Annotated in this window: 24 protein-coding genes and 1 pseudogene; 16 read left to right on the top strand and 9 right to left on the bottom strand. The window is 61.3% G+C overall.

Annotated elements, in window-relative coordinates:
- Positions 1–523, top strand: a pseudogene (locus ASE88_RS02410) (oxidase); the annotation flags it as partial.
- A 12-nt stretch (positions 524–535) separates the two neighbouring features.
- The gene (locus ASE88_RS02405; protein WP_055817270.1) at positions 536–1,018 is read left to right on the top strand and encodes a c-type cytochrome; all 483 of its coding nucleotides are present in this window, start codon (positions 536–538) and stop codon (positions 1,016–1,018) included.
- Positions 1,019–1,504: 486 nt separating this feature from the next.
- Here the strand turns inward: ASE88_RS02405 and ASE88_RS02400 are convergent, their stop codons facing one another.
- The 4 genes from ASE88_RS02400 to ASE88_RS02385 all read right to left on the bottom strand — a co-directional run bounded on the left by ASE88_RS02400 (position 1,505) and on the right by ASE88_RS02385 (position 4,539).
- Positions 1,505–2,083 (bottom strand): hypothetical protein, encoded by a 579-nt coding sequence (locus ASE88_RS02400; RefSeq protein WP_056474913.1) that lies wholly within the window; start codon positions 2,081–2,083, stop codon positions 1,505–1,507.
- 45 nt (positions 2,084–2,128) lie between these two features.
- Positions 2,129–2,695, bottom strand: coding sequence for an RloB domain-containing protein (locus tag ASE88_RS02395; RefSeq protein ID WP_082466084.1), 567 nt, complete (start codon positions 2,693–2,695; stop codon positions 2,129–2,131).
- Positions 2,692–3,921: an AAA family ATPase gene (locus ASE88_RS02390; protein WP_056475017.1), complete on the bottom strand. Its 1,230-nt coding sequence runs from the start codon at positions 3,919–3,921 to the stop codon at positions 2,692–2,694. The genes ASE88_RS02395 and ASE88_RS02390 overlap by 4 nt, the downstream gene beginning before the upstream one ends.
- A gap of 213 nt (positions 3,922–4,134) precedes the next feature.
- Entirely contained in the window at positions 4,135–4,539 is a 405-nt protein-coding gene (locus tag ASE88_RS02385) for a MerR family transcriptional regulator (protein WP_056474905.1), read from the bottom strand.
- 69 nt (positions 4,540–4,608) lie between these two features.
- Here ASE88_RS02385 and ASE88_RS02380 point away from each other — a divergent pair, with 69 nt between their 5' ends.
- From ASE88_RS02380 to ASE88_RS02360, 5 genes are all read left to right on the top strand, one after another.
- Entirely contained in the window at positions 4,609–5,271 is a 663-nt protein-coding gene (locus ASE88_RS02380) for a cation transporter (protein WP_056474902.1), read from the top strand.
- A gap of 421 nt (positions 5,272–5,692) precedes the next feature.
- The gene (locus ASE88_RS02375) at positions 5,693–6,958 is read left to right on the top strand and encodes a TolC family protein (RefSeq protein WP_056474899.1); all 1,266 of its coding nucleotides are present in this window, start codon (positions 5,693–5,695) and stop codon (positions 6,956–6,958) included.
- Positions 6,955–8,124: an efflux RND transporter periplasmic adaptor subunit gene (locus ASE88_RS02370; RefSeq protein WP_055879912.1), complete on the top strand. Its 1,170-nt coding sequence runs from the start codon at positions 6,955–6,957 to the stop codon at positions 8,122–8,124. The genes ASE88_RS02375 and ASE88_RS02370 overlap by 4 nt, the downstream gene beginning before the upstream one ends.
- 3 nt (positions 8,125–8,127) lie before the next feature.
- Entirely contained in the window at positions 8,128–11,361 is a 3,234-nt protein-coding gene (locus ASE88_RS02365) for an efflux RND transporter permease subunit (protein WP_056474896.1), read from the top strand.
- Positions 11,362–11,364: 3 nt separating this feature from the next.
- Positions 11,365–12,051: a ZIP family metal transporter gene (locus ASE88_RS02360; RefSeq protein ID WP_056474893.1), complete on the top strand. Its 687-nt coding sequence runs from the start codon at positions 11,365–11,367 to the stop codon at positions 12,049–12,051.
- Between the two features lie 243 nt (positions 12,052–12,294).
- Here the strand turns inward: ASE88_RS02360 and ASE88_RS02355 are convergent, their stop codons facing one another.
- Entirely contained in the window at positions 12,295–12,483 is a 189-nt protein-coding gene (locus ASE88_RS02355) for a hypothetical protein (RefSeq protein ID WP_041394287.1), read from the bottom strand.
- Positions 12,484–13,331: 848 nt separating this feature from the next.
- Between ASE88_RS02355 and ASE88_RS02345 the strand changes: the two genes are divergently transcribed.
- Positions 13,332–13,883 (top strand): hypothetical protein, encoded by a 552-nt coding sequence (locus ASE88_RS02345; protein WP_056409596.1) that lies wholly within the window; start codon positions 13,332–13,334, stop codon positions 13,881–13,883.
- 177 nt (positions 13,884–14,060) lie between these two features.
- Positions 14,061–14,459 (top strand): VOC family protein, encoded by a 399-nt coding sequence (locus ASE88_RS02340; protein ID WP_031439576.1) that lies wholly within the window; start codon positions 14,061–14,063, stop codon positions 14,457–14,459.
- A 344-nt stretch (positions 14,460–14,803) separates the two neighbouring features.
- Here the strand turns inward: ASE88_RS02340 and ASE88_RS02335 are convergent, their stop codons facing one another.
- On the bottom strand, positions 14,804–15,211 hold the full coding sequence (locus ASE88_RS02335) for a MerR family transcriptional regulator (protein WP_056474888.1): 408 nt from the start codon (positions 15,209–15,211) through the stop codon (positions 14,804–14,806).
- 63 nt (positions 15,212–15,274) lie between these two features.
- Here ASE88_RS02335 and ASE88_RS02330 point away from each other — a divergent pair, with 63 nt between their 5' ends.
- Positions 15,275–16,042 carry a MauE/DoxX family redox-associated membrane protein gene (locus ASE88_RS02330; RefSeq protein ID WP_056474886.1) on the top strand — a complete coding sequence of 256 codons (768 nt, stop codon included), beginning with the start codon at positions 15,275–15,277 and terminating at the stop codon, positions 16,040–16,042.
- Positions 16,043–16,393: 351 nt separating this feature from the next.
- Here ASE88_RS02330 and ASE88_RS02325 read toward each other — a convergent pair whose 3' ends face one another.
- The 3 genes from ASE88_RS02325 to ASE88_RS02315 all read right to left on the bottom strand — a co-directional run bounded on the left by ASE88_RS02325 (position 16,394) and on the right by ASE88_RS02315 (position 17,998).
- A complete protein-coding gene (locus ASE88_RS02325) occupies positions 16,394–16,897 on the bottom strand; it encodes a DsrE family protein (RefSeq protein WP_056474883.1) in 504 nt (167 codons plus the stop codon).
- A 70-nt stretch (positions 16,898–16,967) separates the two neighbouring features.
- A complete protein-coding gene (locus ASE88_RS02320) occupies positions 16,968–17,378 on the bottom strand; it encodes an ArsR/SmtB family transcription factor (RefSeq protein WP_056474881.1) in 411 nt (136 codons plus the stop codon).
- Positions 17,375–17,998 carry a peroxiredoxin gene (locus ASE88_RS02315; protein WP_056474878.1) on the bottom strand — a complete coding sequence of 208 codons (624 nt, stop codon included), beginning with the start codon at positions 17,996–17,998 and terminating at the stop codon, positions 17,375–17,377. The genes ASE88_RS02320 and ASE88_RS02315 overlap by 4 nt, the downstream gene beginning before the upstream one ends.
- An 85-nt stretch (positions 17,999–18,083) precedes the next feature.
- On the opposite strand from ASE88_RS02315, the gene ASE88_RS02310 reads away from it, so the two are divergent.
- The 6 genes from ASE88_RS02310 to ASE88_RS02285 are packed head-to-tail and all read left to right on the top strand — an operon-like array spanning position 18,084 to position 22,324.
- Entirely contained in the window at positions 18,084–19,001 is a 918-nt protein-coding gene (locus ASE88_RS02310) for an MBL fold metallo-hydrolase (protein WP_056474876.1), read from the top strand.
- Positions 19,001–19,438 (top strand): YeeE/YedE family protein, encoded by a 438-nt coding sequence (locus tag ASE88_RS02305; protein ID WP_200910125.1) that lies wholly within the window; start codon positions 19,001–19,003, stop codon positions 19,436–19,438. Before ASE88_RS02310 ends, ASE88_RS02305 begins: the two co-directional genes overlap by 1 nt.
- Entirely contained in the window at positions 19,438–19,863 is a 426-nt protein-coding gene (locus ASE88_RS02300; RefSeq protein WP_056474870.1) for a DUF6691 family protein, read from the top strand. The genes ASE88_RS02305 and ASE88_RS02300 overlap by 1 nt, the downstream gene beginning before the upstream one ends.
- An 18-nt stretch (positions 19,864–19,881) precedes the next feature.
- Positions 19,882–20,316 (top strand): TIGR01244 family sulfur transferase, encoded by a 435-nt coding sequence (locus ASE88_RS02295; protein ID WP_056474868.1) that lies wholly within the window; start codon positions 19,882–19,884, stop codon positions 20,314–20,316.
- A complete protein-coding gene (locus tag ASE88_RS02290) occupies positions 20,313–21,545 on the top strand; it encodes an FAD/NAD(P)-binding oxidoreductase (protein ID WP_056474866.1) in 1,233 nt (410 codons plus the stop codon). Before ASE88_RS02295 ends, ASE88_RS02290 begins: the two co-directional genes overlap by 4 nt.
- Positions 21,542–22,324, top strand: coding sequence for a sulfite exporter TauE/SafE family protein (locus ASE88_RS02285; protein ID WP_056474865.1), 783 nt, complete (start codon positions 21,542–21,544; stop codon positions 22,322–22,324). The genes ASE88_RS02290 and ASE88_RS02285 overlap by 4 nt, the downstream gene beginning before the upstream one ends.

Here is a 22,324-nt window from a genome sequence, read left to right as displayed (position 1 = left end):
CCGGCTGATCGTCCCGGGCTGGTATTCGACCTACTGGGTCAAGATGCTGAACGCGATCGAGGTACTGCCCGGCCTTGACGACCAGTATTGGATGGCCAAGGCCTACAAGATACCGGCGACACCCGGCGCGAATGTCGCGCCCGGTGCCAAGGACTTCCCGACCGTGCCGATCAATCGCATGATCCCGCGCAGCTGGATGACCAGCCTGCCCGATGGCCAGGCGATCGCCTATGAGGCGTCGATCCCGGTCGGCGGCATCGCGATGGGCGGCGATTGCGGCGTCGCCAAGGTCGATGTCTCGTCGGATGGTGGGCGCACTTGGTACAAGACGACGCTCGGAGTGGACGAGGGCAGGTACAGCTTCCGTCGGTGGGATGGTCGCGTGCCGCTGAGACGCGGTCCCAACCCGATCATGGTGCGCTGCTGGAACACCAATGGGGTCGCCCAGCCGATGAAGCCGATCTGGAACCCGGGCGGGTTCATGCGCGGCAACATCGAAACCACCACCATCATCGCGGCCTGAGGAGCGAGTAGCATGAAGACCCCGTCTACCGGCATCATGGCCGCTGGCCTGATCGGCCTGACCGGTATTATCCTCGTCTCGATCGGGGCGCCGAGCAGCCGCAAGGCGCCTGCCCCGATCTCCGAGACATCCGAGCCGGCACCGCCCACCAGCGTCTCAGCCCGCGGCTTTTCGCTCGCCTCGACCAGCGTCGACCTGCCGGTCGATGACGTTACCTACCCCGATGGTCCGCACGCCGACGTCATCAACGCCAACTGCACTTCGTGCCACTCGGCCAGCATGGCGCTGACCCAGCCTGCGCTATCGGCGGATCAGTGGAAGGCGACCGTCACCAAGATGCGCGAAGTGTACAAGGCTCCGGTGGCCGAGAAGGACGTCAACGCGATCGTCGCCTATCTCATCGCTATGCCGAGCCACAAGGCGGCACCCGCGACAGGCAAGGCACAGGATCCCGACCCCAAGGCGGCTCCCGATGCCTCAGGTGGAACAGGCTAACCGATCTCCTTCCATAATCCCGAAATACCATCGTTTGTGGGACGGTCGCCAGCAGTGAACTGCAACGCGCCGACACTGCCTTGCGAGCGGACAGAAGGAAGAGCTTCAACCCTCAATGAAGCTTCATCGGTGCCGTTTGGTAGGGTGCCGTTTGGTCCTCCTTGGTTAGGACTCCAGGCGGACCAAAGGGCCAATCCGAGCTAAATTCTTAATGTCCCTTTTTGGCGGAAATCGGACCGGCCAGAGTAGGAACGCAGAGGGTATACTCAAAACGCACTGGTCATAACGCGAGCAGCATTGTTTCGGAGAGATCGTCTACAGATCGCGAGAGTTGGTAAGTAGGGCAGGGGGCTTACCTCGCGGCTAGGATCAAAGCCCCCGATTGCCATGTAATTAGCTGCCCCTAAGGGCGGCGTGACATCGAGCTTCGTCACCTTCTGGTTTAATCGGCAAGAAGATCAGGCAGTTTCCTAAGGAGCAAGGTGGCTAGTCTTCCTCAGCCGGTTCCACCATCAAATCGAGGCTCGGGTAGGCGATCATCCCGGCTTGCGCATAAAGGTCGGGTCTCAACCCCAGCGATGCGCCTACATGCTGACGATGATGTACGAACCTCTCGGCAAGCGCCAAGAACGCGGCCCTTCGTTCGCGGATCTGTTTGATGTCCAACTCTGCCCGGCCCGTGTCATTTTGAAAGGCGGCCCAGGTGAAGAAAGGCTTGATGCGATGCTGGAGTGCATCACCGTCGTTGCGGCCAATAAGCACGAAATGCGCGATCTCGTGGCGCTTGCGGTAAAGGGCGAGCGTCTTTTTGCGCAGCGACTTAAAGTGCGGGGGGTAGGCGTTTTCTAAACCGGCGATCGCCTGAACTGACGCCATTATCATGTCTAACCGTGCCTCAAGTGCCACCACACTTTCAAATGCTGCGCGTAGAGGATGGGTAAACTCGTCCCATTTGGCGGCATGCACGATCATAAACAGCTGACTGACCTCAATCTCGACATTGCCCCAAGCATGCAGGCATTCGCCGACCTCAGCGAAAAGGGCGCTAGACGCTACTTCGGACATTGGCGTTGTACTCACGTCAGAACGATAGGAAATTAGGCAATCGGTCTAGGCTAACCCGATGCACTGAAGCAGGGTGGCCAAATCAGGTTCGACAGCGGCCGCCCGTAGAACGGCCGTCCGGTCGATCCGCTTGGCTAGATTGACCCGCGTCATTGGTTTCGCGTAGTCCACCCACTCCTTTTCTAGTGCTTTGATGGCTCCGGGTGTGTCCGGCGGTCGGTTGGCTGACTTGCCCTCGAGATGGCGCAACAGCAAAGCTTCGAAGCACGGCCGCTGCCATAGAACCTTGATGTCGTTTTCGATGGCTAGAGCAATAGCGCGTTGAGCGCGCTGCGGATCGCGCTCGGCTTGGTCGAAGTCGATTAGCGCAAAGCGGTCAGCTGGCGCGCCGCGCTTTTTTTGAAGCTGGCGTAGCCGCAAGACCGCCATCTCGATCCGCGACAACGGATCTCCTGTCCCTGGACCTAGTTCGTCAACGTGGAGATGTACCGCGACACCTGCATCACGGATCAGGTCCTGAAGAAACCCAGCATAGCCTACCTCGGATGCGCCCTCACAGCCGATATAAACTGGGCGACGAAGCTCGATGAATGGTGAGCGACGACGGGTCATCCGAACTGCGGCACGCCGCCGTAGGCACCGCTCAGATATTTACGGTAGTGGTTCTCATCGCGCCGAACCTTCACGTCCATGAGACTATGGATGTGGCTGCGGCCCTGCCGGTCCTTCTCGCAAATGACGATCTCTTCCTTGTTGAGGTCATCGAGCAGGGAAGCAGAATGGCATGACAGCCAGAGCTGCGCATCGTAAGGGTTGCGGCCAGACGTCGCATAAAACCAACGGACCAGCTCGGGCAGCATCGTAGGGTGAATGGCAGCGTCCATTTCGTCTATTGCCGAGATGCCTCCACCTTCCAGCGCGCTCAGTAGAAAGGGGAACATCTTGATAAATGCACGCGTCCCGTGGCTCTCCATTCCCCATGGCATTTCCGCCGCGAGTCCAGCATGCCTGAACAGAAGTACCGGTCCGTTCTCAGTAGTATGAAACCGCATCCCCTCTACGCCAACGTCAATGCGGCTAAGCTCGTCGGTAAGCCGAGACACGACATTGGGCTGCGTCTTGAGATAGTCGATCACGTCACGGTCAACGAACGAATGAACGGGCTCAATCTGGAAGAAGGCCTTTCTTGCAGATTCCACAATGATTTGCGCGACCGGGTGCTGAAACTTCGCGAAAGACGATAGGACTGTGTGGTTGGCGGCCAGCGTCTTCACCAGATGCTGGAAACCCGATAGGCTGAACGTCCTCGAATCCTTCACCCGTCCATCTGGGCTACGTTCGAAAATTCGCTGCCATTTCCCCACGCCCCCAGGTCGCTGACGTAGGACCTCGGACGTGATCTGAAGCGCGAACCCATCCTTGACTTCGATATCCAGTTCGTAGCGATAGGTGCCTTGCTCGACTGCTTCACCTGCCTCAGCGCGCTGAAAGGTTTCAGGGGTCAGGTTCATGACGCCGCCAAGCTCGATCGCGAAGCGGATTGGCCGGTTGGCAGACTCTTCATCGTTGAAGCGCTCGATTCCGGCGAATCCTGGCACCGTGCGCTGAACGCTGTCACGTACCATTGTGAGAACGAATTCAAGTGCGCGGAGCATCGTGGTCTTCCCCGAGGCGTTTGCGCCATAGAGAGCCACCACCTTTGGCGCGCGTAGGTCGGCACCTTCGAAGATCGGCGCGTATCTACCTTCCGGGTCAGGAACCTTACCGTCAATCGTCAGGTCAAGCACCTGTGGATCGCGGATAGAGAAAAAGTTCTCGACTTCGAGCCGATAAAGCATGGTCACCTCGCCGGATGCCAGGTAGCATATTTAACGAGAAAACGTCAATATCCCGACTAAGCAACGCAGGACGGCTGGTGTCCGGCTGTGGGCCATGGAAAATGGGGAGCCTCCGCGGCGTTCTTTTTTCCCGTTCTGTTGGAGCTCTCGTTTCCGAGTTGGCGCGGAGGCCTAGTTGTCCAACGCGCGAGGAGGGCAGGCTTTGATGGGGTACTACCCCGAGGGAGCAAGTGCCTCTATGATCCTACAATCGGCGACGGTGTTCCGAGTACAAGAGTCGATCAGCACGTCGAGTTCGTTAGCGAGCGCAGTCAGGTCCGCAATCTTACGTCTAATCGCGTCGCGGTGTTGGTTAGCGACAACATCAACCGCGATGCAGGACTGATCGCGGCGGTCCGCGAGCCCCATCAACTCGCGTACTTGGTCGATCGAGAAGCCAAGATCGCGCGCACGCCGAATAAAGGACAGGCGGCGTAGATGGGCGTCTTCATAGGTCCGGTAGTTCCCCGCTGATCGTTCAGGCGCGGGCAGCAAGCCAATCTGCTCATAATAGCGGATCGTTTCGACCTTCGTACCAGTCGCACCAGCCAGTTTCCCGATCGTCAGTTTATCAGACATAGCGCTTGACCCTCTAGCGACTAGAGGGTGCATATAGGCTGTCAGATCGATTCTATCGAGGTGGCGAACATGGCCTGCACAAGCTGCGCGTCCGATAAGGCGGGTACTCTCAACGACCCTAAGTGGCGCCGGGCGCTATGGATCGCGCTCGTCATCAATGGCGGCATGTTCGTTATCGAGATTATAGCCGGCATCACGGGCGGATCGAAGGCGCTCCAAGCCGACGCGCTCGACTTTTTTGGCGATACCGCGAACTACGCAATCAGCCTTGGCGTCGCCGGAATGGCGATAGCCTGGCGCGCACGCGCTGCGATGTTGAAGGGGGCGACGCTTGCTTTGCTAGGCGTCTATGTCCTGTTCGCGGCGGGATGGGGTGCGCTCCACGACGCGACGCCCCATGCCGAGATTATGGGCGTGGTCGGCATCGCCGCGCTGATCGCGAACCTTGTCGTCGCGGTCATGCTGTACCGCTTCCGAAGCGGTGACGCGAACATGAGGTCAGTATGGATTTGCTCGCGCAATGACGCGATCGGCAACATCGCCGTCGTGCTAGCCGCAGGCGGGGTCTTCGGCCTCAACAGCGCGTGGCCTGATCTTGCCGTCGCCACCTTGATGGCTGTGTTGGGAATATCGGGCGGTGTTCAGATCATGCGGCAGGCACGCGCCGAAATGCGTAGCGAGCCCTCACCCGCCCCCGCTACTTACCAGCAGTCGTTACATGGCAGTCGGTAAGCTGCTAAGGCGCGGGCCAATGCACCGCCTTTCCGCCCTGTTCCTCAGTTTCATGCTCGTGCTTATGCTCGGGCTTGGATCAGTCGCGCATGCGACAGAAGGCGTGACGTGCGTTGATACCACAGCGGTCAGTTCCCTAGACCATTGCGATGGCGATGCCGACCAAGTGCCGGCAGACGCCGACAAGGCGTATCCCCATCATCATGGCGGTTGTCACGGCCATCATGTGGGCGTGCCGATTGCGTCCGATCCAACCGGACCAACCAGCAGCGTTCGTATGAATGCATCGGTGTGGCGCAACGCGCCCAAGGCCCCGGTAGCGTCCGACCCAGCCCTACGTCCTCCCCAAGCCTGATCGACGCCTAATTTCGCCGGGAAAGCCCGTGCGGATGCTCAAAGGTTCGTCAGGAGTCCGTTACCCATGCACCGTTTTATTGCGGCCTTATTGGCCGTGGCGTCGTGCGCGTCGATCGCGCAGGCGCAGTCAACCGATTCCACATCAAGCAGTCCCCCGCTCACCCTTGAGCAGGCGCTTTCACTTGCCGGAGCGACCGCCCCTAGCTTGGAGGCCGCCACAGCGGGCGTCCGGGCAGCAGAAGCAGGCCGAACGGTTGCTGGCTACCGGCCGAACCCGTCGATCGTCGCCGAGACTGAGAATATTGCCGGCAGCGGTCAATATCGCGGTCTTCGCAGCGCGGAGACAACGGCCGGTCTGGCACTACCGATCGAGCTGGGTGGCAAACGATCGGCACGGATTGCCGTCGCGGATGCAATCGGTAATCGAGCGCGGATAGGCACGGCGCTGGCCGAGGCTGATCTACGGCTTGCCATCACGCAGCTCTACATCGAGGCGACCGCAGCGGAACGCCGACTTGTGACCGCGCGCGAGCAAGCCGGTATCGCCCGCGAGGCATCGCGCGCAGCCGGCGTTCGCGTTCAGGCTGGACGAGCATCACCGCTCGAACAGCAGCGCGCCGATGTATTGCGGATCAATGCGGAGACAGCCGTGGAGCGCTCGGAGCGGCTTTCGGAGGTCGCGCGAAGCAATCTTGCACGACGGATTGGCCAACCTCTCACAGGACCGTTGGACTTGGCGTGGTTCGGCCGTGTCGAGGGCTTTGGTCCGGCACGGCCGATCGAGACCGCCGGGACGCTGGCATTGGCGGCCACGCGCGCGGACGTGACAACGGCAGAGGCACAGGTGCGGCTTGCCAGGTCGCAGCGCATTCCCGACGTGACACTCAGCGCCAGCGCACGACGGCTTGAGGCTACGAACGACGTGGCAGCGGTGTTCGGGCTGTCGATCCCGTTTCCGTTGTTCAACAACGGCAAGGCGGCAGTGGCGCAGGCGCGGGCGCAGACCGATCAGGCGCAGGCTCTACGTCGCGCGGCCGAGCTGGATACCGCCCAGGACATCGCAAGCGCACAGGCAAACGTCGCGAATGCCGCGACGACCGCTCGCAACGCCAGCGGGCCGGCATTGGCGTCGGCAAGCGAAGCCGCTCGGATCGCTCGGATCGGCTACCGGGAGGGCAAGTTTGGTCAGCTCGATTTGCTCGATGCCGAACGTACCCTGTCTGAAACACGAACCGCCGCGATCGATGCGCTCGCCACCTATCACGACGCCAAGGCACGCCTCGAACGGCTCGTTGCCGCAGCGCCCTCGCCCGAGGAAACCAATCAATGACGAAGATCATCATACGGGCGCTCGCGCCTGTGACCCTGGCTATCCTCCTTGCCGGGTGCGGCGGGGGTGGCAACAGCGAGGCCGGTGAGAAGGCCGGAGCCGAGAAGACCGAAGGTGCCGAGGCCGGCGAAGCCAAGGAGGGTCCAAAGGATATCGTCACCCTGTCCGCGCAGCAGATCGCGGATGCCGGGATAGAGGTTACGCGTCCTACAGTAGGCGGCGTGGCCGGAGCGATCGAGCTATCGGCAACGATCGAGGGCGATCCTCAGGGTGTGCAGGTTGTGTCCACCTCCGTAGGCGGTCGGCTCGTTTCCCTTACCCGCAATCTCGGGCAGTCAGTCAGCCGGGGAGACCCGCTGGCTATCATCGAAAGCCGGGAAGCGGCATCACTGAAAGCGGAGGTAGAAGCCGCGCGCGCGCGTTCCGCACTCGCCCAATCAAACCTTCGCCGCGAACAGCGTTTGTTCGCTGAACGGGTTTCGCCAGAGCAGGATCTGGTCGCAGCGCGAACGGCCGCAACGGAGGCCAGTATTGCCCTTCGCCTGGCGCAGCAGCAGTTGTCAGCGACGGGCAGCGGAGGCGGCGCGCTCAACCGCATCGCGGTCCGCTCGCCGATCGCCGGCCAGGTCATCGCGCGGTCGGCTACACTCGGGCAGGCCGTCGCGGCCGATGCAGAGCTGTTCCGTGTCGCTAACCTGTCGAAGGTGACTGTCACCACATCACTCGTCCCCACCGATGCCGGCCGGGTAAAACCTGGCGTGCGTGTCGAAGTGACGGCACCGGGGCGGCGTCAGGAGGGGCGCGTCACGTTCGTGTCCCCCATTCTGGACGAGACGACCCGATTGGTGCCGGTGATCGCCACCCTCGACAACGCCGGCAGCACATGGCGCGTTGGTGAAACGGTCAACGTATCTATCCTCGTTCCTGCGACCGGGGACCGCACCGTCGCCGTGCCATCGGCCGCAGTGCAGATGATCGAGGACAAGTCGTTTGTGTTCGTCCGGACCGCGACGGGTTTCCGGGCAATTCCGGTGACGCTTGGTCGCACCAATGGCGGACAGGTCACGGTAACGGCAGGCCTTACCGGCTCGGAGCGCATCGCTTCCACGAACAGCTTCACGCTCAAGGCCGAACTCGGCAAGGGCGCGGGCGGGGATGAGGACTGAGCCATGATCGGTCGCATCGTCACCCTCTCCGTCGAGAAGCGTTGGCTCGCCCTGCTTCTGACCATCGCGGCTGCATTGCTCGGGATCGGCGCGCTGCGTCAGCTTCCGATCGATGCCGTACCCGACATCACCAACAACCAGGTGCAGATCAACGTCGTTGCTCCTGCCCTCTCTCCCGACCAGATCGAGAAGCAGGTTGCGTTCACGGTCGAAACCGCGCTCGCGGGCATTCCCGGCCTTGAATATACCCGCTCGCTAAGCCGCAATGGCTTTGCCCAGATCACAGCGGTTTTCACCGAAAAGACCGATATCTATTTTGCGCGGGCGCAGGTCGCGGAACGCCTGCGAACCGCAGAGGAAGACCTTCCCGAAGGCGTGAACCCGGAGATGGGGCCGATCGCCACGGGGCTTGGCGATATCTTCATGTGGACCGTCGAATACCGCGAGCTGGATCAGGTTCACCACCGCAACGGCGAACCCGGCCTGCAACGCGATGCCAGCTATATCACCCCCGAGGGCGATCACCTCGTGAGCGACGCCGACAAGGCGACCTACCTGCGCACCGTGCAGGATTGGATCGTCACGCCGCAGCTAAAAAGCACGGCCGGGCTTGCTGGCATCGACTCCCTTGGTGGCTACACCAAGGAATATCTCGTTATTCCAGACATACAGCGCATGGCGGCGATGCGGCTGACGCTTCAGGATCTCACCACCGCCCTTCAGCTCAGCAATACCAGCGCGGGCGCTGGCGTGGTCAACCGCAACGGCGAAGGGTTGGCGGTTCGATCGGATGGGCGTGTCCGCAACGCTGACGAGCTGGCCCGTACCGTCGTTGCTACCCGCGAGAGCGTTCCGATTCTGCTCAACCAGATCGCGACCGTTCGCACCGGGCAGGCGCTACGCATGGGATCGGCGTCGGAAAACGGCCATGAGGTTGTCGTCGGCACCGCGGTCATGCGGATCGGGGAGAATAGCCGCACGGTGTCGACGGGCGTTGCCGAACGGCTCACGCAGATCGGCCGCTCATTGCCGGTCGATGTTGTCGTGAAGCCGGTTATGAACCGGACCGAGCTGGTGAACTCCACGATCGCCACGGTTGCCCGCAACCTTGCCGAGGGTGCGGTGCTGGTGATCGTCGTTCTGTTTGCGCTGCTTGGCAATTTCCGTGCGGCGCTGATCGCGGCCTGCGTCATTCCGATCACGATGCTCCTGACCAGCATCGGCATGTTGGAGGCGGGCGTTTCGGCCAATCTGATGAGCCTCGGTGCGCTCGACTTTGGGCTGATCGTAGATGGCGCGGTCATTATTGTGGAGAACGCATTACGGCGTTTGGGAGAGGCGCAGCATGGTCGTGATGACGTGCTGACGATCGAGCAACGTCTCGGGATTGTCGCGGCATCGGCGCGCGAAATGATCCGCCCATCGGTGTACGGGCAGGCTATCATCATCCTGGTCTATGCGCCGTTGCTCACCTTCACGGGTGTCGAGGGCAAGATGTTCGAGCCGATGGCGCTGACGGTTATCATCGCCCTGGTGTTCGCCTTCATCTTGTCGCTGACCTTCATACCGGCAGCGATTGCGATCTGGCTCAGCAATCGGGTCGAGGAGAAGGAAAGCCGCGTCGTCACGTTCCTCCGGCAGCGCTATGAGCCGGGACTTGATGCGGCAATGCGCCGACCCACCCTCACCATCGGCGTCGCGATCGGCGCGCTGGCGCTTGCCGGTGCCGCTTTCACGACATTGGGGCAGGAGTTCTTGCCGCAGCTCGATGAGGGCAACATCCTCGTGCAGGCGGTCCGCATCCCCGGCACATCGGTCGATCAGAGCCAGGCAATGCAATTCCAGGTGGAAAAGGCACTCGCCAAGGCCCCTGAAGTCCGTTTCGCCTTCTCGCGCACCGGCACGTCTGAAATCGCATCGGACCCGATGCCGCCTAACGCGACTGACACGTTCGTCATCCTGAAGCCGAAGAAGGAGTGGCCCGACCCCGGCCTGTCTAAGGAAGAGCTGGTGGAGCGGCTGGAAAAGCGCCTCTCCACCCTACCGGGCAACGCCTATGAGATCACCCAGCCGATCCAGATGCGGTTCAACGAGCTGATCGCAGGCGTGCGCGGCGATATCGCGATCAAGGTATTCGGCGACGACTTTGGTGAGATGAACGCGACCGCAGATCGGATCGCCGGCATTCTGCGAAAGACGCGGGGTGCAGCAGACGTGCGGGTTGAGCAAACCGAAGGCTTGCCGATGCTCGATATCCGGCCGAACCGCACTGCCATGTCCCGCGTCGGGGTGACGGCGGGTGATGTGCAGGACACGGTTGCAGCAGCTATTGGCGGCCGACAGGCTGGCGTGATCTTTGAAGGCGATCGTCGCTTCCCGGTCGTGATCCGGATGGCGGAAAGCTCGCGCTCCGATCTGACGGCGGTTGCTCAGGTGCCGGTGCCGACCGGCAGTGGCGGCTTCGTACCGCTATCGACTGTGGCGGATATCGCCGTGGTCGATGGTCCCAACCAGATCAGTCGCGAGAACGGCAAGCGGCGTGTCGTGGTGCAGGCCAACGTGCGCGATCGAGACGTGGCCGGCGTCGTGGCTGATGCCCGGTCAGGCATCGACGCTCAGGTGAAGTTGCCGCCCGGCACGTATCTCGAATGGGGCGGTCAGTTCGAGAACCTGGCATCTGCCCGCGATAGGCTTAGCGTTGTTGTGCCGATCTGCTTCGTGGTCATCATGTTCCTGCTCTACGGCGCGCTCGGCTCCGTCAGGGATGCGTTGATCGTGTTCACCGGGGTTCCGCTGGCGCTGGTCGGAGGCATCCTTGCGCTGGTGCTAAGAGGCATGCCGTTTTCCATTTCAGCGGCAGTCGGCTTCATTGCGCTATCAGGCGTCGCGGTCCTCAACGGGCTGGTCATGGTGTCGTCCATCCATGATCTGATGCGGCAAGGCATGGATCGTGCGGTAGCGGCGCATCAAGGCGCTCTGGCGCGGCTCCGGCCGGTTGCGATGACGGCTCTCGTTGCGTCGCTTGGCTTTGTGCCGATGGCGCTTGGTCATGGTGCCGGAGCCGAGGTGCAAAAGCCGCTGGCGACCGTCGTCATCGGTGGCCTGATATCCGCAACCCTGCTCACCTTGTTCGTGCTGCCGACCCTCTACGCTCGTTTCGGACGGCGCGAGCTGCCAGCTCCATCAGGGGGACACATCGAACTGCCGCCTTTAGCTCACGACGGCGTGAGGGCTTAAGCTATGCAGGCCGTTGCCTTCACGCTCATTCCCGTCGTCGCCGTACTGATCGGCTCGCTTTTTGCGGTATCGAGACGGCCAAGTGATGCATTCGTAAGCGCCATGCAGCACTTGGCGGCAGGCGTCGTGTTTGCCGCAGCGGCAGCCGAGATCTTGCCCCAGGTGATGCACGAAGGTTCACCGATCGCGACATTCACAGGCGGCGCGTTGGGCATAGTCGTGATGCTGTCGCTCAAAGCCCTTGAGGGTCGCGCCAGTGGACCGATCGCTATGTTGGGCGCGGTTGCAGTCGATATTCTGATCGACGGGCTTGTTCTCGGGTTGGCGTTCGTCGCTGGCGGGAAGGCTGGCGTGTTGCTGACGATCGCGTTGACCTTGGAGGTGCTGTTTCTCGGACTGACCGTGACGACCGAGTTGGGTGAGACAATCAAGTCCAAGGCGCGTATCATTGCGATTACGATGGGGATCGCGTTGTTGCTGCCGATCGGTGCGGCGATAGCGACGCCCGTTGCGACGTTTCCCCCCGTTGTCATCGCCGGGTTTCTCAGTTTCGGTCTGATGGCGCTGCTCTATCTCGTGACGGAAGAGCTGTTGGTCGAAGCGCACGAGAAACCAGACACCCCGCTTATCAGCGCGATGTTTTTCATCGGGTTTCTGGGATTGCTCCTGATCGAGGAGTTTTTGGGATGACCGCTCGACGTGGAACGTCTTGGACCGATGATGATGACGCCGAGCTTCGTCAGCGTATCAAGGCCAGGCAGACTTTGGCAGTAATCGCGCGAGAGATGGGACGAACGATGGATGCGGTTCGGGGAAGAGCCTCAACCCTGAGGGTAACTCTCCGCTCTTCACAGCGACCGTGGCGGGACGGCGTGCCGCGCCGAGTAGATGTAGACTAGAAAAATAGGGGCGGTTGCCCGCCCCTACCTGGCTTTAGCCGTGCTTCATGCCGCCCTTGGCATGATCGCAGCAGTCAGCAGCCTTGGCTTTTGCGCCATCCTTGCAGCAGTCCGCACCGTCCTTGCAGCACGCCATGTCGGCGCAGCAATTGGCGACAGCGGCGAATGCGCCAGTCGACAGGGTGAGAGCGAAGGCAGCGCTGATGAGCTTGAACTTGGTCATGATATTCTCCGAAAATTACGTCTGATGGTGTTCGACGTCACACGGTTTGCGGAGGGGGTGTGGCCGGAGCGTATGCCATGCCCAAAAGGCCCGTCTGTGAAGCCGGCCAAGGCGATAGACGGGAGGAAGGAACCAGTCCGATATGCTCGACGGTTTCGCCGGCAACCGCAACGCACGGTATGGCGCAGGCCGACGCAGGTGCCTTTTTGATGGGAGCGCCTGGTGCCTTGCTGGCGCAGTCCATCATCGCGGACGCAGCCGGAGGCGCGGCCATCGCCATCGTCTCGCAGAGCGGGCCAAGCCGGACCAGCAACATCACCGCCAGGACGAGAAACGCCATAGAATGCAATATCTTGGAGAGTGGGCGAGCCCGGCGTTTCATTGGATGCATCTAGAAGCACAATCAGTGATGCACAATGTCGTAGGTGGCGGCGGATGGCGCTAGACCGGTTTTCCCCTTCTATCTCAGTTTCTCGATCCACCATCCTTTTTGAGAATCCAGACGCCCTAATTTAGCTCTGGTTCGATCGAGTTCAGAAACCCCTGATGCCACGTACAATGCCTACTGCGGTGCCGTTTGAACGGGTGCCGTATGGTCCTTCTTGGTCAAGGCTTAAGCCGGACTAACCGAGCAGATTGACCAGATTTTTATGCGTAAACTTTTGACGTAAAACGAACCAGATTAAAGAGGTCCACTGGGGGTATACCTAAAACGTACCTTCGGAAAACCGAGCATATGGAGGGGGGCGGCAGGAGAGGGGGGAGGGGTAGGCGGTATTCGTCTGAAAAGCGGACGGGCCGGAAGCGCCCAATTGCGGACATCGGCTCAGGTATGGCAACATCGGTAAATGCTCCAGCTACTCGCCATTCTTTTGCAGGCCTTGCCGTCCCCACCCGTGCCAGCACCGCCGGCCGACAGCCTTGCGGCAGCCATCCAGCTGTGGGCGGACCATCCACCGGAAGAATTTACGAGGCAGCAGGCGATTGATAGCGCCGTGGCGGAAGCAACGAGGCAAGCCCTCCTCATGGTTGGCATGCAGCCGAGCCCGAAGTTGTCGGTGACCAAGATCTATCTGGGTGCATACGACAGATTAAAGCCGCTGATCGCCCGCCAAGTGCCCGTGAACCGAAGCCAGCTGGACACTGCGGTTGCGGCATGTGCGGTGGACGGGATAGCGCGACGGCTATCAACTTCTGAGATAGCGGAGGTTCGGAAATCTCTCTCGACCGCAGCTGGGCAGAAATTCTGGGAGGCGGCAGGGATCACAGATCGGCCGCTGGAAGGCTGCTATCAAGCTGCCCTCAATCTCAAGCCAGTAGCTGCCGACTATCTTGCCGCCGGCTTGCGTCCGCCAACGCCGCCCAAGCCGCTGAAGCCGGACATGTCGATCGTCTACTGACAGATCGGGAACGACCGCTAACCACCATTCTGGACGTTCCAAAGCCGGTCGCATCGAATGACCGCTGACGCCCAATCGCGGACATTTCGACGACCCGGGGGTGACCGCGTCCTAACGGCCGGTTAGGTGAGAAGGCTAGTGGCAATCGGAAGTCGATCAGCTGCAAGGAGAGCCCGCATGCTTTTTCACACCATGGTCGGATCGAACGATATTGAACGGTCGAAGCGCTTCTACGACACGGTGCTCGCCACTTTGGGGGCAGGCGAAGGGACGCGGAACATTGCCGACAGCGGCCATACACGGCTGATCTATAATAATGGCAACGGAACCAATTTCATCGTCAGCCAGCCGATTAACGACGAACCGGCAAGCGTCGCCAACGGCAGCACCGTCGCCTTTTCGTGCAACTCGCTTGAACAAGTGAAGCAGCTTCATGATACCGCGGTCGCCAACGGTGGCACCTCGATCGAAGCCCCGCCCGGCCCGCGTAATACCGCATCGCTGGGGACAGTCGAACTTGCCTATTTTCGCGACCCAGACGGCAACAAACTATGCGGAATTCATTTCCCTGCCTGATCTGTCCGGCACGGGTCCGCTTTTGACCCTAGCGGACCCGGATTTTGCGATCGCGAGAATGTCCGCTTTCCACCAAACCCGGTCGTTCCTGATGCAAAAATCAAAAGTTTTGCATCAGCGGGATAGGTGTAAGGCAGTGGGTCGGCTATCGACCCATTGCAGACGCCGGAAGCTGTGTGCTGAATGCTAGGATGGCCGATTACCTTAGACGCCTGGGAACCCGGTTCGCGCTGCTGGCAGCAGTCCCCAGGATCGTGGGGTTCGTGTCGTCATGGTCGGCAGGATTGGGTTGCGCAAAAATAAGTGCGCCTGCTGCAGCTTCACAACCGACCCGGTTGATACGGTCAGCCCTGATCGAACGCGGTCAGTATAGGGCAAGGGCCTGACGCTCCAGACCCGCATTCCTGGGCGAGCCGGCGAAGCGAGGCGCGCACTCGCTCAAGGTCCACGATCTTCTCATCCAATGCCGCAATGCGTTCGCTCGCAAGCTCGCGGGCGCGGGCCCGATCATCGGTTGCATCCAGCGCAAGCAGCTCGCTGATCTGTTCAAGGGTAAATCCGGCTGCCTGAGCTGATCGAATGAAGCGGAGCCGGCGCACGTCCTGGCCCCCATAGCGCCGAACACCACCCGCAATCCCGGCCCCGCTCGGCCGGTCGGGCGTTTCGAGCAAGCCGCGGCGCTGGTAGTAACGCACTGTCTCGACGCCTACGTCGCCTTCTCGCGCCAGCCCCGCAATTGTCATTCTCGTCATGTCTTGACTCCGGACTATGGTACGGACCCTATATAGGTGGGGCGAGCAAGCTGGAGAAGCGACATGGCGACCGCCCCCGCCAAACAGGCGACGATCTACAGGATGGTGATGCCGGAACACACCTGCCCTTATGGACTGAAGGCGAAAGACCTTCTGCGTCGTCAAGGATATGCGGTCGATGACCACTGGCTGACAACGCGGGAGGAAACCGATGCGTTCAAGGCGAAGCATGGCGTGAAAACCACACCCCAGACCTTCATCAACGGCGAGCGGGTAGGCGGCTATGATGATCTGCGCCGCTTCGTTGGCAAATTGGTCCGCGACCCCAAGGCGCTTACTTATAGGCCAGTGGTCGCGTTATTCACGATGACGGCGCTGATGGCGCTCGCAGCCAGTTACGCCGTGCTCGGCACCCCATTCACGATTCGCGCGATCGAATGGTTCATTGCCTTCTCGATGTGTGTGCTGGCACTGCTCAAGCTTCAGAATATTGAGAGCTTTTCGAGCATGTTTCTGAACTATGACCTGCTCGCCAAACGCTGGGTGCCCTACTCCTATATCTATCCATTTGCGGAAGGCGGAGCGGGCGTGCTGATGATCGCAGGCGCGCTTACCTGGCTCTCGGTGCCGGTTGCGCTGTTCATCGGCTCGATCGGAGCGGTGTCGGTGTTCAAGGCCGTCTATCTCGACAAGCGAGAGCTGAAATGCGCGTGCGTGGGCGGGGACAGCAACGTGCCGTTGGGCTTCATCTCGCTCACCGAAAACGTGATGATGGTGGCGATGGCGCTGTGGATGGCTGCAGCCACGATCGGCATCGCCGGGGCGCACTGACGCTCATCGACGTTGGATCGGAGAAGGTTTCGATAGCCGAGATGACGAAGGGAGCACCACGAGGCCACGGCGCAAGCCGCACCGATCGCGCCGGCGATGGCCGGGTGCGATGGCGATGGCACGCCAGCGCCCGTCAAAAGGCTCCGCTAGCGATTTGCGCCACACGATACACGGCCGTTCCAACGAAGCCTTGAAGTCAAAACACTGTGCGTGGTGGCAATCCCGACGTTGGTGGCATGGCTCTGGACCTTCGAACCGTTCACATCGTCAAAGTAAGTGAGGCAACCGAACGGTCATGACACCAGCAGCGTTACGGAGTGGGATGATGAAACAGTAAACGTTTCGTCGCGATCAGTCTGGGATCAGTGCCCACCCACGCAGCTGCAATGTCGCCAAAGTAGTTAGCGCAGACACGTCAGTCTCGACACTCTTTGCAACCGTAGCGGGGTCGATCTTGTTTCCAATAAGAGCCTGGCTGCATACCCGAACGGACACACCCGCCTTCTTCAACGCCTCAATCAAGGCAAGGTTGGGGTTCGCAGCTACCTCCGTCTTTGTCGCATAGGCGCGATCTTCGGTGACGATGGGCGTCGCCGCACCGTGGACAATCACGACGACATCGCCTTGTTCTGGACGAACGCCGTCGTTGCCTAGCAGGTTCAGGAAGCGGGCTACCTTCTCCAGAGATGGATTGATCTTATCCGGCGTTGCCGCGGCCTTGGTCACATTGAACAGCACGCGATAGCGCAACTTGCGATCAGGCCGTTCCGCAGCACCTTCAATGGGTGTGATCGCGCCATATCCCGCTATCACCGTCTGCCTAGGCACGCCGGCTGAAGCATTGACGCTGCTCATGAGTGACAAGCATCCTGCAAGAGCAATGATTGGCATACGCATCCGCTTTTTCCTTCTTTAGCCGAAATGATCAGCCAACTCTCGCAAAAACGGCCGCACCAATGTTTTGCGGCCGAACCACGGACGGCGTCTCACTCGGTCGTACTTGGCGGAGGGCAGGGGCTGTTTGGGGGGGCGACAGATCGTCGGCTCCAAACATCGCCTCCAGGGTTCGCACGCACAATGCGGCTGCGTCGTCGGCAAGACGGTAGTGAACCTGCTTGGCCTCGCGTCTGGTCTTAACGAGATCGGCGCGCCGCAGCTCGGCAAGCTGCTGGCTGAGCGCGGGTTGAGTCACGCCCGTGGCGGCCTCAATGTCCGCTACCTGCCGTTCGCCGCCCAACAGATAAGACAGAATCATAAGACGCTGAGGCTGCGCGAATACGCGCAGCTTCTCAACTGCAACGTCGGCGAGTGCGCGGGACTGGTAAATCGCCGTCACCGGTCAGCTTTCGTTTGGTGAAACCAGTCAGCGCCTGCGCTCCCCGGTAAGGCAGGAGGGAGAAGCACGTCGTTGCCCGGCTGCCAGTCAGCAGGCGTATAGGCCTCGCCATCGGCAGAACGCTGCAACGCCCTGACGGTGCGAAGCATCTCGTCGACTGAGCGTCCGACATTCATCGGATACCAGCTGAGTGCGCGGATAACGCCTTCGGGATCAATGAAGTAGGTTGCACGCACGGTTGAGGCATCGCCGGCCTGCTCGTCGAGCATGCCGTAGGCATACCCAACCGCCATCGAGGGATCCTCGATCACCGGAAACGGCACCTCGACATCAAAAACTTCGTGGATCGCGCGAAGCCAGGCGACATGAGAGTAGAGGCTGTCGACCGACAGCCCCAACAATACGCAATCCAACTCCTCGAATTGAGGAGCCGCTTTGGCCAAGGCCACAAACTCGCTCGTGCAAACCGGCGTGAAGTCGGCAGGGTGCGAGAAGAACACGACCCAGCGCCCACGATACTGATCCAGCGCAATCTCGCCCTGCGTGGTGCGGGCGGTGAAGTTCGGGGCTGCATCCCCGATGCGCAGCGAGCGCGGCATGTTCGCATCCATCATTTCCATTCTTCCCAAATGGCACGAACACCCCGTTGACGCAATACGCTTACATAACTACATAAACTGTGAGGCTGACTAAACGGAGACGGTCATGGACTTGGTTTTGAGCGAAGCTAACACCCAGATCAGACGCGCAAAAACGACCGGATCGCCGGTCGTTCAGTCCTTTTTCGATGAGCCTACCAACACAGCGACCCACGTCGTTTGGGACGCGGCAACGAAAAAGGCTGCGATCGTCGACAGCGTCCTCGATTTTGACGCCGCGGCGGGCCGGACCAAAACCGCGTCGGCGGACGCAGTGATCGCTTACGTGCGGGATCAGGGACTGACGGTCGATTGGCTGCTGGAAACCCATGCACATGCCGATCACCTGTCTGCGGCACCGTATCTTCAGCAGGCGCTTGGCGGGCAGCTCGCGATCGGTCGTGAGATCATCCGGGTCCAGAACGTATTTGGCAAAATCTTCAACGCCGGCACCGATTTTGAGCGCGACGGTTCCGAGTTCGACCGGCTGTTCGAGGACGGCGACCGCTTTGCCATCGGCAACATCGACGCCATTGCGCTGCATGTGCCCGGCCATACGCCGGCGGACATGGCCTATGTCATTGGCGACGCGGTCTTCACTGGGGATACGCTCTTCATGCCCGATTACGGCACCGCGCGGGCAGACTTCCCTGGTGGCGACCCACGCCAGCTATTCCGCTCGATCCGCCGGCTCATGCAGCTGCCGGACGAGACGCGCCTGTTCCTCTGCCACGACTATAAGGCGGTGGGGCGCGACGAATATGTCTGGGAAACGACTGTAGGCGCGCAGCGTGTCGGCAACGTCCATGTCCATGAAGGGGTCAGCGAAGACGACTTCGTCGCGATGCGGACCAGTCGCGACGCGACCTTGTCGATGCCCAAGCTCATCCTGCCCTCGATCCAGGTGAACATGCGCGGTGGTCATCTGCCGGAGCCGGAAGCCAACGGCACCCGCTACCTCAAGATTCCGCTGGATGCGTTGTGATGCCAGGCTTTCCCCATGCCATGCCGCTCGAAGGCTTCATCGGCGGGCTGATGATCGGTGTCGCCGCGGCGATCATGCTGCTCGGAAACGGCCGCATCGCCGGAGTCAGCGGCATGTTCGCGAGAGTTTTAGGTCTTTCCGCTGGAGGTCCACCATGGGCAATCGCGCTGTTCTTCACCGCGGGTCTGCCTTTGGGCGCGGGTATTGTTGCAGCCAGCTTAGGCGTGAAGGCCAGCTTTCCGACATCGCTTTCGCTGATCGCCGTCGCCGGTCTGATCGTCGGTATCGGAACACGGCTCGGGTCCGGGTGCACCAGTGGTCACGGCGTATGCGGCCTGTCTCGCCTGTCGCACCGGTCCATCGCCGCGACCGCTACGTTCATGGCGACCGGCGTCGTCACGGTCACGATCATGCGTCTGTCCGGGGTAATACTGTGATGCGCCAGAACCTCATTTCACTCGCCAGCGGGACGCTGTTCGGCGCCGGCCTTGCCGTCTCGGGAATGATTGATCCGGCGCGCGTGCGGGCGTTCCTCGATGTCACCGGCGTGTGGGACCCGACCTTGGCGTTTGTCATGGCGGGCGCAATCCTGCCAATGGCGATAGCGTGGTTCGTTGTGCGGCGTCGCTCGACCCCGATTGCGGCCGAACAATTCCACACACCTGCCACCTCGCCGATCGACCGGCGCCTCATCGGCGGTGCGGCCTTGTTCGGCATAGGCTGGGGCATCGTCGGATTATGCCCAGGCCCTGCCATCGCCGCGCTGGCGATCCAGCCTCTGCCGGCACTGGTCTTCATCGCTGCAATGGCCCTCGGCGTTGCCGTCCACCGCTTTGCATTCACGTCCCGCCGTTCGGCCTGATCAGACAGGAGACATCACATGGCTTTCAAGCAGATCACCTCGTCCTTCTCTGCCGCCCCCCAGCTGACACAACACGACCTCGCCGCTGCCGCGCAGGCAGGATATCGCTCGATCATCTCAAGCCGCCCGGACGGCGAGGAGGCGGGCCAGCCAAGCGCGGAAGAAATGGCCCGAATGGCAGGCGACCACGGTCTCGCGTTTGCCCATGTCCCTATCGTACCGGGCAAGGCGACTGACGCCGATGCGGATCGCATGAAGGAGGCGCTGGCCACGCTGCCACAGCCGACGCTCGGCTTCTGCCGCAGCGGGACGCGCGCGGCGACATTGTGGGCATTGGCCGAGGCCGATCGCGCCGATCCGGCGACGATCATCGGCCAGGCAAAGGCAGCCGGGTACGACCTTGCCGATCTGACGCCTGCGCTAAAGCGCCGTTCCGAGAGGGTGGATCAATGACCTACGACATCGTCATCATTGGGGGCGGTGCCGCCGGCATCGCGACCGCCTCCAGCATTCTGAAGCGCAACGCCAAGGTGACGATCGCGGTCGTCGATCCCGCCACGGACCACTATTACCAGCCTGGTTGGACGATGGTCGGAGCCGGCGTCTTCACGCGCGAGCAAACCCGGAAGGCCGAAGCCGATGTGATGCCTAAGAACGTCCGGTGGATACGGTTGCCCGCGATCACCATCGACCCCGACCGCCACGCGATCCAGCTCGGAGACGGAAGCTCCATTGATTATCACGTCCTGATTGTAGCGCCCGGGCTGCGCTTGGCGTGGGAGAAGATCGAGGGGCTACCAGAAGCCCTTGGCCGCAACGGTGTCACCTCAAACTATCGCTATGACCTGGCGCCCTACACCTATCGGCTCGCCAAGGAATTGCAGCGGGGGCGTGCGCTGTTTTCGCAGCCACCAATGCCGATCAAGTGCGCCGGCGCACCGCAAAAGGCCATGTATCTCTCATGTGATATCTGGCGAGGCTGCGGCGTCCTCCCCGCGATCGATGTTGAGTTCCACAACGCCGGCGCCGCCCTGTTCGGGATTCCGACCTACGTCCCGGCGCTGATGGAATATGTCGAGAAGTACGGCATCGATCTCAGGCTTGAATCCAACCTTGTCGCAGTCGACGCCGATCGTCGTGTCGCCACGTTCGAGCGCAAGCAGGACGGCGTCTCCGAGAGGATCGAACGCCCGTTTGACATGCTCCACGTCGTTCCGCCCCAAGTGTCGCATGCCGTCGTCGCCAATAGCCCGCTCGCGGCCGCGAACGGCTTTGTCGAGGTCGACGAGACTACGCTGCGGCACAAGCGATTTGAAAACGTCTTTGGCCTTGGCGATGCCGCTGGCACCAGCAACGCCAAGACGGCCGCTGCTGCTCGCGTCCAGGCGCCGGTAGTCGCGGTCAACGCGCTGGCGGCGCTCGACGGCAGCCCCCCCGTTGCCGACTATAATGGTTACGGCTCATGCCCTCTCACGGTCGAACGCGGTAAGATCGTCCTCGCCGAGTTTGGCTATGGCGGAAAGCTGCTGCCCAGCTTCCCATCCTGGCTGCTGGACGGAACGCGACCCACGCGCGCCGCCTGGTTCCTGAAGGAGCGGATGCTTCCCCCGATCTATTGGCAGGGCATGCTGAAGGGCCGCGAGTGGATGGCCGCCCCGCATAAAATCGGCGAGGCAGCATGACTCTCGAACCGATCCAGTATCTGCTTGGCACCCTTTCGGGCAGCCTGGTCGGATTTACCCTTGGCCTTGTAGGAGGCGGGGGCTCGATCCTTGCCGTACCGCTGATGGTGTATCTGGTGCGCGTGCCCGATGCACACCTTGCAATCGGCACGAGTGCGTTTGCCGTGGCAGCCAATGCCGCGACCGGTCTGATCGGCCATGCAAAGGCTCATACCGTAAAATGGCGGTGCGGGGGCCTGTATGCCACAGCGGGCGTCATCGGTGCGCTGCTGGGGTCCACCGTCGGCAAGGCCGTCGATGGCGGCAAGCTGCTCTTTCTGTTCGCGCTCGTCATGGTCGTCGTCGGCGTCCTGATGCTTCGCGGGCGGGGTGACGCAGGTAATCCCGGCGCGGAATGTAACCGGGAAAAGGCACCCAAGGTGCTGGGCTACGGCCTTGGGACGGGCTTGTTCTCAGGGTTCTTCGGCATCGGAGGTGGCTTTCTGATCGTTCCGGGCCTGATCGGATCGACGGGTATGCCGATCATCAACGCTGTCGGCACGTCGTTGATTGCTGTCACCGCCTTCGGCCTGACGACCGCCGCTAATTATGCATTCTCCGGGCTGGTCGACTGGCCGCTTGCCTTCGTCTTCATTGGCGGCGGGGTCGGCGGCGGGTTGATCGGCACACGCATCGCCAAGCGCCTTGGCTCGGGCGGAACGCTTACCACCGTCTTCGCGGTGCTGATCTTCGTCGTGGCAGCTTACATGCTCTGGAAGAGCGCAGGCGCGTTTCTCTGA

Origin of the sequence: Sphingomonas sp. Leaf38, assembly GCF_001421825.1 — a bacterium.
Classification (GTDB): Bacteria; Pseudomonadota; Alphaproteobacteria; order Sphingomonadales; family Sphingomonadaceae; genus Sphingomonas.
The sequence above is the reverse complement of the archived record's forward strand: the minus strand, read 5'-3'. Positions and strand labels throughout refer to the sequence as shown.

Coding starts and splice junctions, on each gene's coding strand:
- ASE88_RS02405 (WP_055817270.1), top strand. CDS start 536: ATGAAGACCCCGTCTACCGGCATCATGGCCGCTGGCCTGATCGGCCTG.
- ASE88_RS02400 (WP_056474913.1), bottom strand. CDS start 2,083: ATGTCCGAAGTAGCGTCTAGCGCCCTTTTCGCTGAGGTCGGCGAATGC.
- ASE88_RS02395 (WP_082466084.1), bottom strand. CDS start 2,695: ATGACCCGTCGTCGCTCACCATTCATCGAGCTTCGTCGCCCAGTTTAT.
- ASE88_RS02390 (WP_056475017.1), bottom strand. CDS start 3,921: ATGCTTTATCGGCTCGAAGTCGAGAACTTTTTCTCTATCCGCGATCCA.
- ASE88_RS02385 (WP_056474905.1), bottom strand. CDS start 4,539: ATGTCTGATAAACTGACGATCGGGAAACTGGCTGGTGCGACTGGTACG.
- ASE88_RS02380 (WP_056474902.1), top strand. CDS start 4,609: ATGGCCTGCACAAGCTGCGCGTCCGATAAGGCGGGTACTCTCAACGAC.
- ASE88_RS02375 (WP_056474899.1), top strand. CDS start 5,693: ATGCACCGTTTTATTGCGGCCTTATTGGCCGTGGCGTCGTGCGCGTCG.
- ASE88_RS02370 (WP_055879912.1), top strand. CDS start 6,955: ATGACGAAGATCATCATACGGGCGCTCGCGCCTGTGACCCTGGCTATC.
- ASE88_RS02365 (WP_056474896.1), top strand. CDS start 8,128: ATGATCGGTCGCATCGTCACCCTCTCCGTCGAGAAGCGTTGGCTCGCC.
- ASE88_RS02360 (WP_056474893.1), top strand. CDS start 11,365: ATGCAGGCCGTTGCCTTCACGCTCATTCCCGTCGTCGCCGTACTGATC.
- ASE88_RS02355 (WP_041394287.1), bottom strand. CDS start 12,483: ATGACCAAGTTCAAGCTCATCAGCGCTGCCTTCGCTCTCACCCTGTCG.
- ASE88_RS02345 (WP_056409596.1), top strand. CDS start 13,332: ATGCTCCAGCTACTCGCCATTCTTTTGCAGGCCTTGCCGTCCCCACCC.
- ASE88_RS02340 (WP_031439576.1), top strand. CDS start 14,061: ATGCTTTTTCACACCATGGTCGGATCGAACGATATTGAACGGTCGAAG.
- ASE88_RS02335 (WP_056474888.1), bottom strand. CDS start 15,211: ATGACGAGAATGACAATTGCGGGGCTGGCGCGAGAAGGCGACGTAGGC.
- ASE88_RS02330 (WP_056474886.1), top strand. CDS start 15,275: ATGGCGACCGCCCCCGCCAAACAGGCGACGATCTACAGGATGGTGATG.
- ASE88_RS02325 (WP_056474883.1), bottom strand. CDS start 16,897: ATGAGCAGCGTCAATGCTTCAGCCGGCGTGCCTAGGCAGACGGTGATA.
- ASE88_RS02315 (WP_056474878.1), bottom strand. CDS start 17,998: ATGGAAATGATGGATGCGAACATGCCGCGCTCGCTGCGCATCGGGGAT.
- ASE88_RS02310 (WP_056474876.1), top strand. CDS start 18,084: ATGGACTTGGTTTTGAGCGAAGCTAACACCCAGATCAGACGCGCAAAA.
- ASE88_RS02305 (WP_200910125.1), top strand. CDS start 19,001: ATGCCAGGCTTTCCCCATGCCATGCCGCTCGAAGGCTTCATCGGCGGG.
- ASE88_RS02300 (WP_056474870.1), top strand. CDS start 19,438: ATGCGCCAGAACCTCATTTCACTCGCCAGCGGGACGCTGTTCGGCGCC.
- ASE88_RS02295 (WP_056474868.1), top strand. CDS start 19,882: ATGGCTTTCAAGCAGATCACCTCGTCCTTCTCTGCCGCCCCCCAGCTG.
- ASE88_RS02290 (WP_056474866.1), top strand. CDS start 20,313: ATGACCTACGACATCGTCATCATTGGGGGCGGTGCCGCCGGCATCGCG.
- ASE88_RS02285 (WP_056474865.1), top strand. CDS start 21,542: ATGACTCTCGAACCGATCCAGTATCTGCTTGGCACCCTTTCGGGCAGC.